Raw genomic sequence first — 15,635 nt, 5'->3', positions numbered from 1 at the left:
GACTTATATAAGTCCCCCTTTTTTTAGAATAAACTTTTCGTTTTACATTCTTTCAGGCACGGTAATTCCTAAAATCTTCATTCCGGATTTAAGGATATTTGCAGTAACCGCACTCAGGTTCAGACGGTGGTGTTTGGCCTCCGCATCTTCTTCTTTAACGATCGGCGGAACCTCATGATAAAACTTGTTGAACATCTTAGCCACCTCATACAGGTAATTGGCCAGACTCGCCGGGCTATACACCTTTGCGGCAGCCACCAGCTCAGCAGGATATTTCGCCAGCAACATGATCATTTCACGTTCTGTATCTGTTAAAACAACTTGATCTGCTCCCCCTTTTGTAGCATCATATCCGGCTTTATTTAATAACGACTTGATACGTGCATGGGTATACTGGATAAAAGGACCGGTATTACCCTGGAAATCGATAGATTCTGCAGGATCAAATAACAGGCGTTTCTTAGGCTCCACCTTTAACAGGAAGTACTTTAAAGCACCCAATCCGATATTCTGATATAAGTTTTCTTTTTCTTCTTCCGAGAAGTCATTCACCTTTCCTAATGCCTCGGTCTTCTGTCTGGCGGTTTCCACCATTTCAGCCATCAGGTCATCGGCATCTACCACCGTACCTTCTCTTGATTTCATTTTTCCGCTTGGAAGATCCACCATGCCGTACGACAAATGGTGTAATCCTTTAGCCCAGGTTTTACCCAGTTTCTCCAGAATCAGGAACAATACTTTAAAGTGATAATCCTGCTCATTTCCGACTACATAAAGCGAATCATCCATTTTGAAATCATCATATTTCATTTGAGCAGTTCCCAGATCCTGTGTAATGTATACCGAAGTACCATCGGCACGCAATACCAGTTTCTGATCTAGACCATCTGCGGTTAAGTCAATCCATACGGAACCGTCTGGTTTCTTAAAGAACACTCCTTTTTCCAGGCCTTCCTCTACGCTACCTTTTCCTAAAAGATAAGTATTGCTCTCATAATAATATTTATCAAAGTCAACACCCATGGTTTTATAGGTCACAGCAAAACCATCGTATACCCAGCTATTCATGGTTTTCCAGAGAGAAATCACCGCTTCATCTCCGTTTTCCCAATCCAGCAGCATTTTCTGGGCTTCCTTAATCAGCGGCGCATTCTTTTTGGCTTCCTCTTCGGTTTGTCCCTCAGCTTTCAGCACATCGATTTCTTTTTTATATTCTTTGTCGAAGATCACGTAGTATTTTCCTACCAGGTGATCACCTTTCATCAAAGAACTTTCCGGAGTTTCGCCATTTCCCCATTTCTGCCAGGCCAGCATGGACTTACAGATATGGATTCCCCTATCGTTCACCAGGTTTACTTTAAACACTTCATGTCCGCTTGCTTTCAATAGTTCGGCAACCGAATATCCAAGCAGGTTATTTCTAACGTGTCCAAGGTGTAATGGCTTATTCGTGTTTGGCGAAGAGTACTCTACCATCACTTTTTTACCGTTCGGCTTTATCGCACCGAATTCCGGGCTCAGTAAATCCTGATTAAACAGGTTTAACCAATAATGATCTGCAATGGTTAAGTTAAGAAAGCCTTTCACCACATTAAATGCAGTCACTTCTTCAATATGTTCCACCAGGTATTCTCCAAGCTCAGTAGCCGTTACTTCCGGTGATTTTTTAGAAAAACGTACCACAGGAAACACCACAATAGTGATCTGTCCCTCAAATTCTACTCTGGTATCTTGTAAGCTAACCTGGTTTTCAGGAATCTCCTGATCGTATAAATGTTTTACTGCAGCTATCGTCGCAGTGGTAATATGTTGTTCGATGTTCATAATTTACTCGTTTCTGAAAGCGTTCGTCGCTTTGATTAAAATCTCAAAGGCATGTTCTGCCATTTGATTCTCTCTGTCGAGAGTAGGGTTTACTTCTACAATTTCGAAGCAGCATACCTTTTGATTGGTGATCAGCCCGGACATTAGCTTTCCTGCTTCTCTTTCAGTCAGTCCTTGTGCAACTGGTGTTCCCGTTCCGCGTGATGCAGTTGGATCCATAGAATCCACATCAAAAGAAACATAGATCAGGTCGCAATGGTCAAGGTAAACCAAAGTGTCGATTACTGTCCGCTCTACTCCTCTTTTCCGGACATCAGCAGTGGTATAAATCTTCACTTTATTCTTTTTCAGTAAAAATTCTTCCGGCTTCTCCATATCCCTTGCAGAAATCAGCACAAGATCGCGATAATTAATCTTAGGTGCGATATTTCCTACATTTTTTAGCTGATACCAGTAGTTGATCGTCTCCTGATCCAGCTTGTTCACTTTCGACTCTAAATTATCTTCGTCAAGCGCCATCGCCAGAGGCATTCCGTGCATATTTCCGGAGGGAGTTGTGTAAGGTGAATGTAAATCTGAATGCGCATCGATCCAGATTACCCCTAATTTCGACTTCGGATAAGCGGCTTTTATACCTGCAATGGTTCCTGCTGCAGTGCTGTGATCACCCGCTAAAACCACCGGAAATTGTTTCTCATCAAGGGTGCTTTGCACCATTTCACTCACCCGCTCTACCATGGTCAATATTCCGGAAATCCGCTTTGCATAGGGGCTACCGGTACCTTCAAGCAACAAATGGTTCTCATTTGGCACCTCAACAGATTTGTGTTTTTTGAAAAATCTGCTCCCAAAATCCAATGCTGCAATCTTAATCGCATCTACTCCTAAACTGGCTCCGCGGGTACCGGCGCCAATCTCAGATTTTACCTCAATAATTTTTAAAGTCTTAGTCATAAAAAAAAATACAAGTGTATTTTATAAAGTGTTTATCTTTGGGACCGAAATTAACTCATCTTAATTTGCTACTCCTTTAAATAATTGTTCAAAAATATAAAAAATGCAGAGTTACTCCGAATTTCTTGATCTAAGTGTTGGTTTTCCTCAGGAAGGTTACAGCGTTATAGACGACGAATTATATTTTCAAGATCTCAATCTGATGGAGATGATTGAAACCTATGGTACGCCATTACGTTTCACTTACCTCCCAATGATAACTAAGAAAATCCAACAAGCCAAATTATTATTTCAAACGGCCATCATCAAGAACAATTATCGTGGGGATTATAAGTACTGTTATTGTACTAAAAGTTCACACTTCAGACATATTGTTGAAGAAGCCCTGAAAAATGGCATCCATTTGGAAACTTCATCTGCATTCGACATGCCTATGATTGAGGCACTGGAGAAAAAAGGTGCCCTTACTAAAGACATTACCGTGATCTGTAATGGATTTAAGACCTATCAGTACAAACAATATATCATTGATATGCTGCACGATGGGTATAAAAACATCATCCCTGTACTGGACAACAAAGAAGAATTTAATCTTTTTGATGATGAAGTAGAACTGGATACACCTTGTAACCTTGGAATCCGCATCGCGGCTGAGGAACAACCGGATTCACAGTTTTATACTTCCCGTCTGGGCGTTCGTATGGAAGATGTAATTGATTTTTATAACAATAAGATCTCTGCAAATCCAAACTTCAGGGTAAAATTATTACACTTCTTTATCAACTCGGGTATCACAGACTCTCCGTATTACTGGAATGAGCTGGAAAAATACGTGACCTTGTATTGCAAGTTTAAAAAAATCAATCCGGAACTGGATACTTTAGATATCGGTGGTGGTATGCCATTCAAGGACTCTCTTGTTTTTGATTTCGATTACGAATACATGGTAAATGAAATCGTAAAAAGGATTAAAGAGATCTGTGCAGAGCACGACGTGGTAGAACCGGATATCATTACGGAATTCGGAAAATATACGGTTGCCGAAGCTTCTGGTATCTTATACAAAGTATTGGGCCGCAAACAACAGAACGACAGAGAGAAATGGCTGATGCTGGATGGTTCATTCATCACCAACCTTCCGGATGTTTGGGCTCTAAACCAGAAATACATCTTATTGCCAATCAACAACTGGGACGCAGAATACGAGCGGGTAAACTTAGGTGGAATCACTTGTGATGGCCAGGATTACTACAATCAGGAAGCGCATATGAATAGTGTATTTATGCCTAAAACACGTAAAGTACAATACCTGGGTTTCTTCAATACTGGAGCCTATCAGGAAGTACTAAGCGGATATGGTGGAATCCACCACTGTCTGTTGCCAAGTCCTAAACATGTGATCATCCGCAGAAACAGAGATGAAACTTTCAACTTTGAAGTATTCGGAGAAGAGCAAAATAGCAAACAGGTATTGAAAATCCTGGGTTACAGCTAGGTCAAAACATAATTTCAAGAGGCTATCTCCAACAAGGGATAGCCTCTTTCTCTTAGCTAATACTTACCACCATTTTAAAGGGAATTCAAGCTGATCCACCGAGCCAACAATCAAATCCGGTTTAAACGCGTACTCACTTAAACTTTCCTTTTTTGCGATTCCGGATAAAACCAATATGGTTTTGTACCCCATTTGCACCCCTCCCTGTATATCTGTTTCCATCGTATCGCCAATTACAGTGGTTTCTGCGGTTTCCAGTCCTAAATACTTTCTGGCCGAACGCATCATTACCGGACTTGGCTTCCCGATTACAAAGGCCTTCCTGCCTGTTGCCTCTTCTATCATAGCGGTAGTTGCAGCAATACCCAGATTATTCCATCCTGGTTTTTTAGGAGATGGATCCTGATTGGTAGTGATGAATTTGGCTCCCGCAAGAATCATATCTACCGCGCGTTGCACCATTTCCAAAGTAAAATTCCGGCCCTCACCCAATACCACAAACTCAGGATCGGTATTCACGAGGTTGATGCCATTTTCATGTAAACTGGTAATCAGTCCACCTTCTCCTAATACGTAAGCTGTTCCGTTTTCGCCCTGGTCGCCAAGAAATTTACCGGTTGCCATCGCACTGGTATAAACATGCTTTTCAGTCACTTCAATACCAAGAAGTTTTAGCTTACGAACCACATCAAGCCGGGTCCGCTGACTGTTATTGGTCATAAAAGTAAAAGGGATGTCGTTTTTAAGCAGGTTGGCAATAAACCTATCCGCACCCTCTATTAAAGTTTCTCCGCTGTAAATGACACCATCCATGTCAATTAGAAGTCCGTGTTTCATATGTTGTTGTTCGTAATAATGATTTAGATTTTTGCTGCTTAAATTATGGTACAACAAATATGCACATATAACTCAGTGAATTAAAAGCAAGATCCAACTCTTTGCGAATTGATATTGCCAATTTAATAATGAGTTGATGACATGGTTTTATTTCAGCAAAGGCAACAAATACGCATTAAAATCAGCTACGGTATTCCCACCAAAAAAGTTTGTCCCGGGACAGCTTTTAGTCACCCCGATCCCCTCCACCTTGATTCTCTTTCCAGCATTCAGATCATACCAATGGTGATAAACAACGGTCTGATCATTTGGAATCAGCTTAAAATGGGCCAGTAAACTTTTGGTTATCGATAAAATGGTGCCTTTTTGTAATTCGCTGAGCACATCTCTGCCTTTATCAAAATTTCCAACATTCTCTATACAGATTCCATTCTTGTTGGCTCCTTTAATTCCGGCTGGTATGATGTTCATACTCCGGCAAACCATGATTTTCCCATCAGGGAAAGTGGTAAAGTTCTGTGCAATCTCTGCAAAACCCCGCTCCAGATGGGCCTGTTCCATAGCTTCACAAAGCGCAAAATGATTGTTCTCCTTAAAATGCTTATAGGCGGGAATATAGGTATGATGTAATTGAACCAGCCTGATCGCTCTGCTGGTCTTTTGTAACTCAAGCCAGGAATCAAATTCTTCGGGCTTCAGTAAAATGAATTTTCCGATTGCTTTCATGTAATAAGGGATTTCTATAGCAACAAATATCCTCTCCACTCTGTTCTGCTTAACAAAAAAATAAGGACATATCTTTCGATATGCCCTTACAACCTTAAACCAAACCAATTATGAAATTCTTATTTACGAAACTTTAATTTCTTTTGTAGAGGACTTAGATTCGTCTTTTTTACCAATCGTGATGTTTAAAATTCCATTGGTGTATTCAGCAGCAATCTTTTCTGCATCTACACTTTCAGGCAACACGAATGATCTTGCGAAAGAGTAATAATCAAATTCTTTACGGGTATAATCTTTTTTCGTTTCAGTTTCGCTTTCTTTTTTCTCTGCCCATACAGAAAGGGTATCTTTCTTCAGGTTAATCTGAAAATCTTCTTTAGTTAAACCAGGAGCAGCCAATTCAATCTTGTAATCTGTCTCAGTTTCCAGAATGTTTACTCCGGGAACTTTGTTTACAGTTAAATTTTTATTTAATGCCTCACTAAACAAAGAGTCAAATACGTTGTTAAAGTAAGGTGCAGTGTTTCTGGTTCTGTTGTTAAATTTTACTAGTGTCATTGTTTATTTCTCCTATTATTTAAGTTTTAATTTTATACTAAGCATCTAATCAACACTTATACCAACCCTATTTTCTATGAATTTTAAGACATTTTGGCGCAGTAAATCAAAAATACAAGACAAAAAGGCAGACATCATCAACCATTTAGACAGTTTTAAGTATAAAACTGAGATTGAAACCCGCTTTGCCGATTTTGATATGATGGGCCATGTGAACAATGCAGTCTACTTTACCTACATGGAGATTGCCCGGTCCAAGTATTGGAATATGGCCATTCAATGGGACTGGAAAAAAACCGGGGTGGTGATTGCGCAGGCCAGCCTGGATTACATTACCCCTGTGTTTATAGACGATAAAATCAGCATGTATGTAAAAACATCCCGGATCGGAAAAAGCAGTTTCGACCTGGAATACCTGTTGGTAAAAATGGTACTCGGGAAAGAAGTGGTATGCAGCAAAGGAAAAACAGTTTGTGTAGCCTTCGATTATCAAAGTAAAACTGCAGCCCCCATACCTGAAAATGAAAGAGAAAAAATGATTTCCTTTGAACAACTGGAAGGGAATTAACAGAAAGCCTTTGTGTAGGCAGTTCAAAAAACTATCCCACACAAAGGCTTAAAAATCCACAGAAATGGATTTATATTGTCCCTGGGCTTCTAAAAGATTTTCCCCGGATTTAAAATACCTGCAGGATCAAACACTTTCTTTATACTGCGCATCAGGTTCAGGTTAATCTCACTGTATTTGATGGGCATAAAGTCCTTTTGCACCAGCCCGATACCGTGCTCACCGGAGATCGTTCCGCCCAATGCACTGGTCAGCTCGAATACTTCCACAATGCCGTCTTTGAGCTTATTTTTCCAATCCTCATCACTCATCCCGGCTTTGATGATGTTGACATGGAGGTTTCCATCACCGGCATGTCCATAACAAACACTTTCAAAACCATACCTGCTGCCAATTTCTTTAATCCCTTTAATCAGCTGAGGTAAGGCCGCTCTGGGCACTACGGTATCTTCTTCTTTATAGATCGAGTTGGATTTTACCGATTCCGGCATGGTACGCCTGATCCGCCAAAGCTCATTTTTTTGTGCCGCAGTATCGGCAAAAAGCACATCGGTACAGCCAAATTCCTCCAATACCACGTTTACTTTTTCACAGTCTTTGAAAATGCTGTCCATATCGTCACCGTCAAATTCAATTAAAAGAAAGGCATTGACCCCATCTTTCAAATCAAATTTAATGTCGTCATATTCAATCACCCACTCTACTCCTCTTCGTTCCATGAACTCTAGTGCAGAAGGAATCACCCCTGCCCGGAAGATGGCGGATACCGCACCGCAGGCCTGTTCATTTTCAGAAAAAGAAGCCATCATGAGCACACTGTGCTCAGACCTCGGAATCAATTTGGTGACAATCTTGGTAACCACACCTAATGTCCCTTCAGAGCCGATCATCAATTGAGTCAGGTTATAACCGGAAGCATATTTCAGGGTATTTGCACCGGTCCAGATCACTTCTCCTGTAGGCAAAACCACTTCCAGGTTCAGGATATATTCCCTGATGGTGCCATACTTCACTACTCTCGGTCCGCCAGAGCCATGAGCAACATTCCCGCCAATAAAGCAGGACCCTTTACTGGATGGATCTATCGGATAAAGCAATCCTTTTTCGGCAACTGCATTCATAAATTCCTCGGTAATCACACCAGGCTCAACCACCGCCTGCAGGTTTTCAGTATCAATGTCAATGATCTGTTTGAATTTCTCCATAGACAGCAACACCCCTCCAAAAACAGGCAATGCCCCACCACTCAATCCGGTTCCGCCCCCACGAGGGGTTACAGGAACATGTTTTTCATTACATAACTTTAATAACGCGGCCACCGAAGCAGTATCTTTAGGTTTAACCACTACTTCAGGGTAATATTTCAAATCTTCAGTTTCATCATGACAATAAGTGTTCAACGAATCCTGATCCGTAAAAACACTTTCTGCACCAACAGCTGCTTTGATCAGCTCCAGTAGGTCTGAAGTTATTTTAGTGTATTCCATTATATATTTGGTTTTTTTAGGCTTTAAACTGGTATTTTTTTAGAATGATTTAGAATGAAATGATAGAAAGAGGATGATAAAAAGAGATTAAACTTGCTCCGGAGCAGTATAACTCAGCTGAACAAAAGAATGCCCGATTTCTCCCGGCATTGGCGGGTTCATTTTCCGGATTCCGGTGCGCGCAGTCAGCACAAAAGGATAATTGGCAATGATGCGGTCCAGAATCCTTCTCACTACGGTCTCCAGCATCTTCTGGGTATTACTCATTTCTTCCAGGATGATGGTATTCAGGACCTCATAATTTACAGTATGGTTTAAGTTTTCTGTGTCTCCCGAATGGACAAAAGTAACCTCTACATCGACCATAAAGTAAATCCCTGTTTTCTGCTCTTCAGGATACCATCCGTGGAAGGCATGACATTTTACATCTTTTAAGGCAACGGTTTGAATATAGCTTTTTGCTGTGCTCATTTGGCAAAATTAATTTTTTGAACGGTTTTTACCAGCCATTCCTCGAAATTATTACCTTTGAAGCAAACGGGACCTGAAAAATCCATGTTCAAACAAAAGCGACAGCTGATCACTTAACCAAATATAGTGTAAACAATGAATAAATCTGCCAAAAAAGACCTTTACGAAGCTCCTGATTATTATTTACTCGACGAATTACTTACTGAAGAACATAAGCTGATCCGCTCTGCGGCCAGAGACTGGGTGAAGAAAGAAGTCACCCCGGTTATTGAAGACTATGCACAGAAAGCCGAATTCCCCAAACACCTGATCAAAGGACTGGGCGAAATTGGTGCCTTCGGACCTACCATCCCTGTAGAATATGGTGGCGCCGGACTGGACTATATTGCTTATGGTATCCTGATGCAGGAAATTGAACGTGGAGATTCCGGAATCAGGTCTACCGCTTCCGTACAGGGATCATTGGTGATGTATCCGATTTATGCTTATGGCTCAGAAGAACAACGCAAAAAATACCTGCCAAAACTGGCTACAGGAGAACTCATGGGCTGTTTCGGATTAACCGAGCCGGATCATGGATCGAATCCTGGTGGCATGGTAACGAATATAAAAGACAAGGGCGACCATTACCTGTTAAACGGAGCTAAAATGTGGATCTCCAATGCTCCTTTTGCTGATATCGCTGTGGTATGGGCAAAAGACGAGTCGGGCAAGATCAGAGGTTTAGTGGTAGAAAGAGGTATGGAAGGGTTCAGCACACCTGAAACGCATAACAAATGGAGCTTAAGGGCTTCTGCGACAGGCGAACTGGTATTTGACAATGTAAAGGTTCCTAAAGAAAACCTATTCCCTGAAATCAGCGGATTAAAAGGACCATTGGGCTGCTTAAATCAGGCACGCTATGGCATCGCCTGGGGTGCATTGGGTGCGGCAATGGACTGCTATGATACTGCTTTACGCTATTCCAAAGAACGCGTTCAATTTGGCAAGCCGATTGGCGGATTCCAGTTGCAACAAAAGAAACTGGCGGAAATGGTTACCGAAATCACCAAAGCTCAATTGCTGGTATGGCGCTTAGGAGTACTAAAGAGTGAAAACAGGGCCACTGCCGAACAGATTTCTATGGCCAAGAGAAACAGCGTGGAAATCGCATTGGATATCGCCCGCAATGCCAGACAAATGTTGGGCGGAATGGGGATTACAGGCGAGTACTCGATCATGAGACATATGATGAACTTAGAATCTGTAGTAACCTATGAAGGTACGCATGACATCCACTTATTAATTACCGGTATGGACGTAACCGGAATAAACGCGTTCAAATAGACACACCACATATTTCAGATAGATGCGCTCTACTCTATTTTACAAAAACATAAAAATGCCACTAGTGGCATTTTTATGTTTTATAGCTATTGGTACCACATTCGGACAAGGGAAAAATTTTTCAATAGACCCGAAAGATCCTTCATGGATTGTCAAAACAAACAGCAAAGGAGCTACCCCTCCCGCCAAAGACATTTCCGATGGTTACTTCTTATCCCTGTACGAAAACCAGAACCAGATAGAGCTGCAGGAAGAGTTTACGCATGTGATCCGGGAAATTGTGTCCGACGCAGGGGTACAAAACGGATCGGAAGTCTCGGTAACCTATGAACCTGGCTTCCAGAAACTGATCTTCCATAAAGTACTGTTATGGAGAAACAACCAATCGGTAGACCTCCTGAAATCCCATAAGTTTAAAGTACTTCAAACGGAAAAAGACCTTTCTAAATTCATTTATAGCGGAACTTACAACGCCTTCCTCTTACTGGATGATGTCAGAAAAGGAGACCGGATTGAATATGCCTATACGCTCAAAGGCCAGAATCCAATCTTTGGGCAGCAGTATGCCACTCATTTTTATTTTGAAGGGGCCAGCAGCATCGGTCAGCTCTATACCAATATCATCTTTGGCAAAAACAGGTCATTTAATCTGAAAAACTTCAATTTCAATACGCAGCCAAAGATCTCGGAGAAAGACGGACTTAAACTATATGAATGGGAAGACCGTTTGACAAAAACCCATCGGGTTGCCGATTTTGAACCTTCCTGGTATAGCCCATTGAAAAGCACGCAGCTTACAGAATATAAAAACTGGAATGAAGTGGTCAACTGGGGTTTATCGATCAACGATTATCCGAAACTGAACTCACCATTACTGGATAAAAAGGTTCAGGAGTTAAAAGCAAAATCAGGGAATAATGCCGACAAATACCTGGAACTGGCCACCAGATTTGTACAGGACGAAATCCGGTATATGGGAATTGAAGTCGGACAGTATTCTCATAAACCAAACTCGCCGGAGAAGGTAATGAAACAGCGCTATGGTGACTGTAAGGACAAGTCCCTCCTACTGGTCCATTTACTGGCTCCAATGAATATCCAGGCTTATATGGCTTATGCCAATACCTATACCACCATTAAAACCAATGAAAGTCTGCCCAGTCCTTTTGCATTTAATCATGTGGTAGTGCAAGTCGAACATCATCAAAAGAAAATCTGGATTGATCCGACTATCTCTTACCAGAGAGGGCCGGCAGATAAAATATATTTCCCGGATTATGGGTATGCGCTTGTCCTCAAAAAAGGGGTCAATGCATTGGAGAAAGTAATCAGCAAGCCAACCGGAAAACAGGTTTCCAAACTTAGCTTTACGCTGCCGGATACGACTGCCGAGCATAAAGCGAAGCTGATCATTAAGACGACCTATACGGGCAATTATGCCGACAATACCAGATCTGAACTGGCGGAAACAGGAACTGATGACCTGGAAAAATCATATCTGGAGTACTATTCCAAGATGTACAGCAGCATTGAACAAGCCCAGCCATTGGCCATCAAAGACAACGAAGCAACAAATACACTGGAAATTACAGAAAGCTATGAGATCGGCGATATCTGGGCAACAGATTCAGAAGATGGCCGCCCGTACGTTTCTTTCATCGCGGATCTGATCTTGTCAGAAATGAGAAATATCCCTGCAAAGGCAAGAAAAGCTCCATTATCCTTAAAATGGCCGGTAAATATAGAGCAGTCTATTGAGATCACGACCCCGGAAAAATGGGACCTGGGATTAGAACCGGTTGAATTTGAAAACGACTTTTTCCGCTTTGAAAGAACCAGTCATCAAAAAGAAAAAACAGTTCTGCTCAAATACAGCTTTTTGGGAAAGAAAAACTTTATAGAAGGCGCTGCAGTAAAAACTTATGCAAAAGACCGCGAGAAAGTCAGCGATGAACTCAATTATTACATCAGCTGGGGAGCTGCAGATACCGTTGGCAGGGGGAATCCTTATTTAACGGTCATCAGTATCATTACCCTGATTATTTTGTTTATCTACGCCATCAGAATTTACCAGGCTAAATCTGAATACTCTTTACAGCAATTACAGGAGGCAAGACCAATCCGGGGCTGGCTGATCGTGCTTGCGATCCATGCCATACTTCTTCCGATCGGGTTATTCGGGAGGATCATCACCTTCGGCATCTGGGATTATCAGGTCTGGAAAAACCTGAGTATCGAAAGTATCTGGAGAACATACACAGTAAAAATCATGCTGATCTTACAAGCCTTCGGCTTTGCTGCATTACTTTGTTTTTCGATTTTAGGCATATTTCTGCTTTTTAAAAGGCGCAAAAACTTTCCCGCGCTCTACATTCCCCTCTTATTTGGATATATTTGCTTTTTAGTTCTGAGTTCCGGTATTTACCTCCTGCTCAAACACGAAATCGGAGCATTTGTGGTAGGGAAAGAAATTTCCTCCATACTCATTTCCATAACCTGGTGTTTTGTATGGATTTTATATTTAAAGAAGTCTGTTCGCGTAAAAGAAACATTTGTCTTTCCTTACTCAGAATTAGAATGGCGCACCGAAATGATTAAACATTACAATCATCAGGCAATCGCTGCCCAACAACAAAAAACTAATGACAATGAAAACGTTTAAAAAATATTATTACCTCCCTGCCCCTCCTGAAGAGGTGTATTGGGCGATGACAAAAGCACAGAGCATTCAACTGTGGACAGGTTCAGAAGCGGAATTTACAGAAGAGGTAAATACAGAATTTTCCTTTTGGGATGGCGATATTGTAGGGAAAAACCTGGAATTTGAATATGGCAAAAAGATTGTTCAGCAATGGTATTTCGGAGAGGATAATGAACCTTCCATTGTGACCATTAAACTCCATACCGACAAAAAAGGAACTTCTCTGGAATTTGTACAAACCAATATCCCTGATGAAGATTATGAAGATTTCACATCCGGACTAACCGAATATTACTTCGGCGGCCTGATTGACTTTTTCGAAGAATAACACGGTTTATTTCTTAACATATGATAATGAACTAAGCCTCCCCAATCTTGTATTTTAGTTTAAAAAAATATTATGTCTAATATAGGAATCATTATCCCGGAAAAAGCAGCGAGTATCGGCAATTTTATGGTTGGCCGTCTACTCCCTTTCATTGACAAACGTCATGTGGGCCCATTTGTTTTTATTGACCATATGGGACCTGTTGCCATCAGCGAAGAACAAAATGTGGATGTTCCGCCACATCCGCATATCGGTTTATCGACCTTGACTTTTCTATTTGAAGGGGCCATCATGCACCGTGATAGTACTGGCGCAGTTGCAGAGATCAAACCAGGCGCGGTAAACTGGATGACCGCAGGAAAAGGCGTTGTTCACTCCGAGAGAAGACCTGAACGTTTAAAAAATAAGGCCTATACCCTTCATGGCCTGCAGATCTGGATTGCTTTACCTAAAGAACTGGAACAGACTGAACCCAGTTTTGTTCATGTCGAGGAATCGGAATTGCCAACCTGGGAGCAGGACAACCTGCAAATAAAACTAATTGCCGGCTCCGCCTTTGGAAAAGAATCTCCGGTACCAGTATATAGTAAGCTCTACTTCATTGAAATAAAATCTGAAACCACACAACATGTGAAAATAGGAGAACACCTTTATGGAGAAAGCGGTTTATACATTTTAAATGGCAGCATCAACGCCGAAGGAACTTCTTTCGGAACCAAACAGCTGTTGGTGGCGCAGGACAGTAAATTGTGTGAATTTGAAATTGAAGCGGGCACGACCCTTTATATTTTTGGTGGAGAAGAATTACCGGAACCCCGTCACATCAACTGGAACTTTGTTTCTTCAGATAAAGAAATGATCAACCAGGCCCGTGAAGACTGGAAAGCACAATCTTTCCCTAAAATTCCCGGAGATGATATAGAATTTGTACCCCTGCCGGAATACCCTAAAAAGTAACAACAACAAAAAAGCGCCTGTAGAAATCTCTACAGGCGCTTTTTTGCTAAAATCCAAAAAGGACTATCCTTCAGTATCGTAAACAGACATTACATTCTCTCTTAGATTGTAATGCGAAGCCATTACCTCCCCATAAGCACCTGTACTGCGTAAGGCAATCAGGTCTCCACGGAAAGTTTCCGGCAATTCCACTTCTTTACCAAAGCAGTCGGTGCTCTCGCAAATCGGCCCAACAACATCATATTTCAGTTCATCCGCCACAGAAAGCTTAGAAATGTTTTCAATCTTATGGTAAGCCTGATATAAAGCCGGTCTCATCAGCTCCGTCATTCCGGCATCCAGAATGATAAAGTTCTTTTTCTTTCCGTTTTTCACATAAAGTACCCTGCTGATCAATGAAGAAGACTGACCAACTAAAGCTCTTCCCAGTTCAAAATGAACTTCCTGGTTAGACCTTACTTCCAGAAACTCCTGGAATACTTTGAAATAAGCGGAGAAATCAGGTACCTGTTGCTCAGGATTGTGGTAATCAATTCCTAAACCACCACCCACATTCAATACTTTTACGATGAAACCACGTTCTTCAAACCATACGGCAAATTCGTTAACGCGCACACATAAATTTTTATATACATCCATGTTCGTGATCTGCGATCCGATATGGAAGTGAATCCCTATAAATTCAAGATTCGGGCTTTTCTTCAATACTTCTGCACAGGCAGGTAAATCCCAGGAATTAACCCCGAATTTGTTCTCATCCAATCCTGTGGTAATGTTATGGTGTGTATGTGCATCTACATTGGGGTTGATCCGGATCGCCACCCTTGCCAGCTTTCCTTTCTTTCCGGCCAGTTCGTTGATCACTTCCAGCTCCTGGATAGACTCTACATTAAAGCAAAAAATATCGTGGTCCAATGCGGCATTGATCTCGCGGTCGGATTTACCTACTCCCGCAAAAACAACCTGCTTTTTATCAAAACCGATCTCGATTGCCTTGTTTACTTCCCCTCCACTCACACAGTCTGCACCAAAGCCAACAGCCTTGATCTTTTGTAAAACAGCGGGATTGAAATTTGCTTTCATAGCATAGTGCACATGAAAATTATATACCTTAGCGGCCGCTGCGCAATCGTTTAACGTTTTTTGCAACAAACTAAGGTCGTAATAATAAAAGGGTGTTTCTAAATTCGCGAAACGTGCTATATCTTTATCGGAAAACATAATGTTCAAGTATCTGATTATATTTTTTATCGTTGTTTTGAGTTTAATCTATTTCGGCAATTATCTCGATTACAAGAACAATAAGATGAGCAGTAAAGAGTACGACCGCAGGGTCAGGCTCTTCTTCGCACTGGTCATCATTATCTTTGCCATCATCGTTTGGCTAAGAAAGCGCTAAAAGC

At 41.5% G+C, this 15,635-nt stretch carries 15 protein-coding genes; 7 read left to right on the top strand and 8 right to left on the bottom strand.

What is annotated here, in order from left to right; genetic code table 11:
- Positions 1-42 precede the first annotated feature (42 nt).
- On the bottom strand, positions 43-1,824 hold the full coding sequence (argS, locus tag BFS30_RS20400) for an arginine--tRNA ligase (RefSeq protein WP_069380982.1): 1,782 nt from the start codon (positions 1,822-1,824) through the stop codon (positions 43-45).
- A 3-nt stretch (positions 1,825-1,827) separates the two neighbouring features.
- Entirely contained in the window at positions 1,828-2,778 is a 951-nt protein-coding gene (locus tag BFS30_RS20395; protein ID WP_069380981.1) for an arginase, read from the bottom strand.
- 103 nt (positions 2,779-2,881) lie between these two features.
- Here BFS30_RS20395 and BFS30_RS20390 point away from each other — a divergent pair, with 103 nt between their 5' ends.
- Positions 2,882-4,273, top strand: coding sequence for an arginine decarboxylase (locus BFS30_RS20390; protein ID WP_069380980.1), 1,392 nt, complete (start codon positions 2,882-2,884; stop codon positions 4,271-4,273).
- Positions 4,274-4,336: 63 nt separating this feature from the next.
- On the opposite strand, the gene BFS30_RS20385 is transcribed toward BFS30_RS20390, so the two are convergent.
- From BFS30_RS20385 to BFS30_RS20375, 3 genes are all read right to left on the bottom strand, one after another.
- Positions 4,337-5,110, bottom strand: coding sequence for an HAD-IIA family hydrolase (locus BFS30_RS20385; protein ID WP_069380979.1), 774 nt, complete (start codon positions 5,108-5,110; stop codon positions 4,337-4,339).
- Between the two features lie 147 nt (positions 5,111-5,257).
- The gene (locus BFS30_RS20380; protein ID WP_208602993.1) at positions 5,258-5,875 is read right to left on the bottom strand and encodes an N-acetylmuramoyl-L-alanine amidase; all 618 of its coding nucleotides are present in this window, start codon (positions 5,873-5,875) and stop codon (positions 5,258-5,260) included.
- 84 nt (positions 5,876-5,959) lie between these two features.
- The gene (locus BFS30_RS20375; RefSeq protein WP_069380977.1) at positions 5,960-6,394 is read right to left on the bottom strand and encodes an Hsp20/alpha crystallin family protein; all 435 of its coding nucleotides are present in this window, start codon (positions 6,392-6,394) and stop codon (positions 5,960-5,962) included.
- 76 nt (positions 6,395-6,470) lie between these two features.
- Between BFS30_RS20375 and BFS30_RS20370 the strand changes: the two genes are divergently transcribed.
- Positions 6,471-6,962: an acyl-CoA thioesterase gene (locus BFS30_RS20370; protein ID WP_069380976.1), complete on the top strand. Its 492-nt coding sequence runs from the start codon at positions 6,471-6,473 to the stop codon at positions 6,960-6,962.
- Between the two features lie 89 nt (positions 6,963-7,051).
- Here the strand turns inward: BFS30_RS20370 and BFS30_RS20365 are convergent, their stop codons facing one another.
- Together BFS30_RS20365 and BFS30_RS20360 are read right to left on the bottom strand one after the other, a co-directional pair.
- On the bottom strand, positions 7,052-8,449 hold the full coding sequence (locus BFS30_RS20365; RefSeq protein ID WP_069380975.1) for an FAD-binding oxidoreductase: 1,398 nt from the start codon (positions 8,447-8,449) through the stop codon (positions 7,052-7,054).
- Positions 8,450-8,536: 87 nt separating this feature from the next.
- A complete protein-coding gene (locus BFS30_RS20360; protein ID WP_069380974.1) occupies positions 8,537-8,920 on the bottom strand; it encodes a dihydroneopterin aldolase in 384 nt (127 codons plus the stop codon).
- 135 nt (positions 8,921-9,055) lie between these two features.
- Here BFS30_RS20360 and BFS30_RS20355 point away from each other — a divergent pair, with 135 nt between their 5' ends.
- From BFS30_RS20355 to BFS30_RS20340, 4 genes are all read left to right on the top strand, one after another.
- A complete protein-coding gene (locus BFS30_RS20355; RefSeq protein WP_069380973.1) occupies positions 9,056-10,246 on the top strand; it encodes an acyl-CoA dehydrogenase family protein in 1,191 nt (396 codons plus the stop codon).
- Between the two features lie 64 nt (positions 10,247-10,310).
- The gene (locus BFS30_RS20350) at positions 10,311-12,908 is read left to right on the top strand and encodes a DUF3857 domain-containing protein (protein WP_167353173.1); all 2,598 of its coding nucleotides are present in this window, start codon (positions 10,311-10,313) and stop codon (positions 12,906-12,908) included.
- Positions 12,895-13,275 carry an SRPBCC domain-containing protein gene (locus BFS30_RS20345; RefSeq protein ID WP_069380971.1) on the top strand — a complete coding sequence of 127 codons (381 nt, stop codon included), beginning with the start codon at positions 12,895-12,897 and terminating at the stop codon, positions 13,273-13,275. The genes BFS30_RS20350 and BFS30_RS20345 overlap by 14 nt, the downstream gene beginning before the upstream one ends.
- Before the next feature lie 72 nt (positions 13,276-13,347).
- Entirely contained in the window at positions 13,348-14,232 is an 885-nt protein-coding gene (locus tag BFS30_RS20340; RefSeq protein ID WP_069380970.1) for a pirin family protein, read from the top strand.
- Between the two features lie 63 nt (positions 14,233-14,295).
- Here the strand turns inward: BFS30_RS20340 and lysA are convergent, their stop codons facing one another.
- Positions 14,296-15,453, bottom strand: coding sequence for a diaminopimelate decarboxylase (gene lysA / locus BFS30_RS20335; protein ID WP_069380969.1), 1,158 nt, complete (start codon positions 15,451-15,453; stop codon positions 14,296-14,298).
- 1 nt (position 15,454) lies between these two features.
- Here lysA and BFS30_RS27800 point away from each other — a divergent pair, with 1 nt between their 5' ends.
- A complete protein-coding gene (locus BFS30_RS27800; protein WP_157262985.1) occupies positions 15,455-15,631 on the top strand; it encodes a hypothetical protein in 177 nt (58 codons plus the stop codon).
- The last annotated feature ends 4 nt before the right edge of the window (positions 15,632-15,635 follow it).

Source organism: Pedobacter steynii (genome assembly GCF_001721645.1).
In the GTDB taxonomy this organism is placed as follows: Bacteria; Bacteroidota; Bacteroidia; order Sphingobacteriales; family Sphingobacteriaceae; genus Pedobacter; species Pedobacter steynii_A.
The sequence above is the reverse complement of the archived record's forward strand: the minus strand, read 5'-3'. Positions and strand labels throughout refer to the sequence as shown.

Excerpts from the sequence above, each read along its gene's own strand:
- BFS30_RS20390 (WP_069380980.1), top strand. The coding sequence starts at position 2,882 with ATGCAGAGTTACTCCGAATTTCTTGATCTAAGTGTTGGTTTTCCTCAG.
- lysA (WP_069380969.1), bottom strand. The coding sequence starts at position 15,453 with ATGTTTTCCGATAAAGATATAGCACGTTTCGCGAATTTAGAAACACCC.
- BFS30_RS20385 (WP_069380979.1), bottom strand. The coding sequence starts at position 5,110 with ATGAAACACGGACTTCTAATTGACATGGATGGTGTCATTTACAGCGGA.
- argS (WP_069380982.1), bottom strand. The coding sequence starts at position 1,824 with ATGAACATCGAACAACATATTACCACTGCGACGATAGCTGCAGTAAAA.
- BFS30_RS20370 (WP_069380976.1), top strand. The coding sequence starts at position 6,471 with ATGAATTTTAAGACATTTTGGCGCAGTAAATCAAAAATACAAGACAAA.
- BFS30_RS20340 (WP_069380970.1), top strand. The coding sequence starts at position 13,348 with ATGTCTAATATAGGAATCATTATCCCGGAAAAAGCAGCGAGTATCGGC.
- BFS30_RS20375 (WP_069380977.1), bottom strand. The coding sequence starts at position 6,394 with ATGACACTAGTAAAATTTAACAACAGAACCAGAAACACTGCACCTTAC.
- BFS30_RS20360 (WP_069380974.1), bottom strand. The coding sequence starts at position 8,920 with ATGAGCACAGCAAAAAGCTATATTCAAACCGTTGCCTTAAAAGATGTA.
- BFS30_RS20345 (WP_069380971.1), top strand. The coding sequence starts at position 12,895 with ATGAAAACGTTTAAAAAATATTATTACCTCCCTGCCCCTCCTGAAGAG.
- BFS30_RS20365 (WP_069380975.1), bottom strand. The coding sequence starts at position 8,449 with ATGGAATACACTAAAATAACTTCAGACCTACTGGAGCTGATCAAAGCA.
- BFS30_RS27800 (WP_157262985.1), top strand. The coding sequence starts at position 15,455 with ATGTTCAAGTATCTGATTATATTTTTTATCGTTGTTTTGAGTTTAATC.
- BFS30_RS20395 (WP_069380981.1), bottom strand. The coding sequence starts at position 2,778 with ATGACTAAGACTTTAAAAATTATTGAGGTAAAATCTGAGATTGGCGCC.
- BFS30_RS20355 (WP_069380973.1), top strand. The coding sequence starts at position 9,056 with ATGAATAAATCTGCCAAAAAAGACCTTTACGAAGCTCCTGATTATTAT.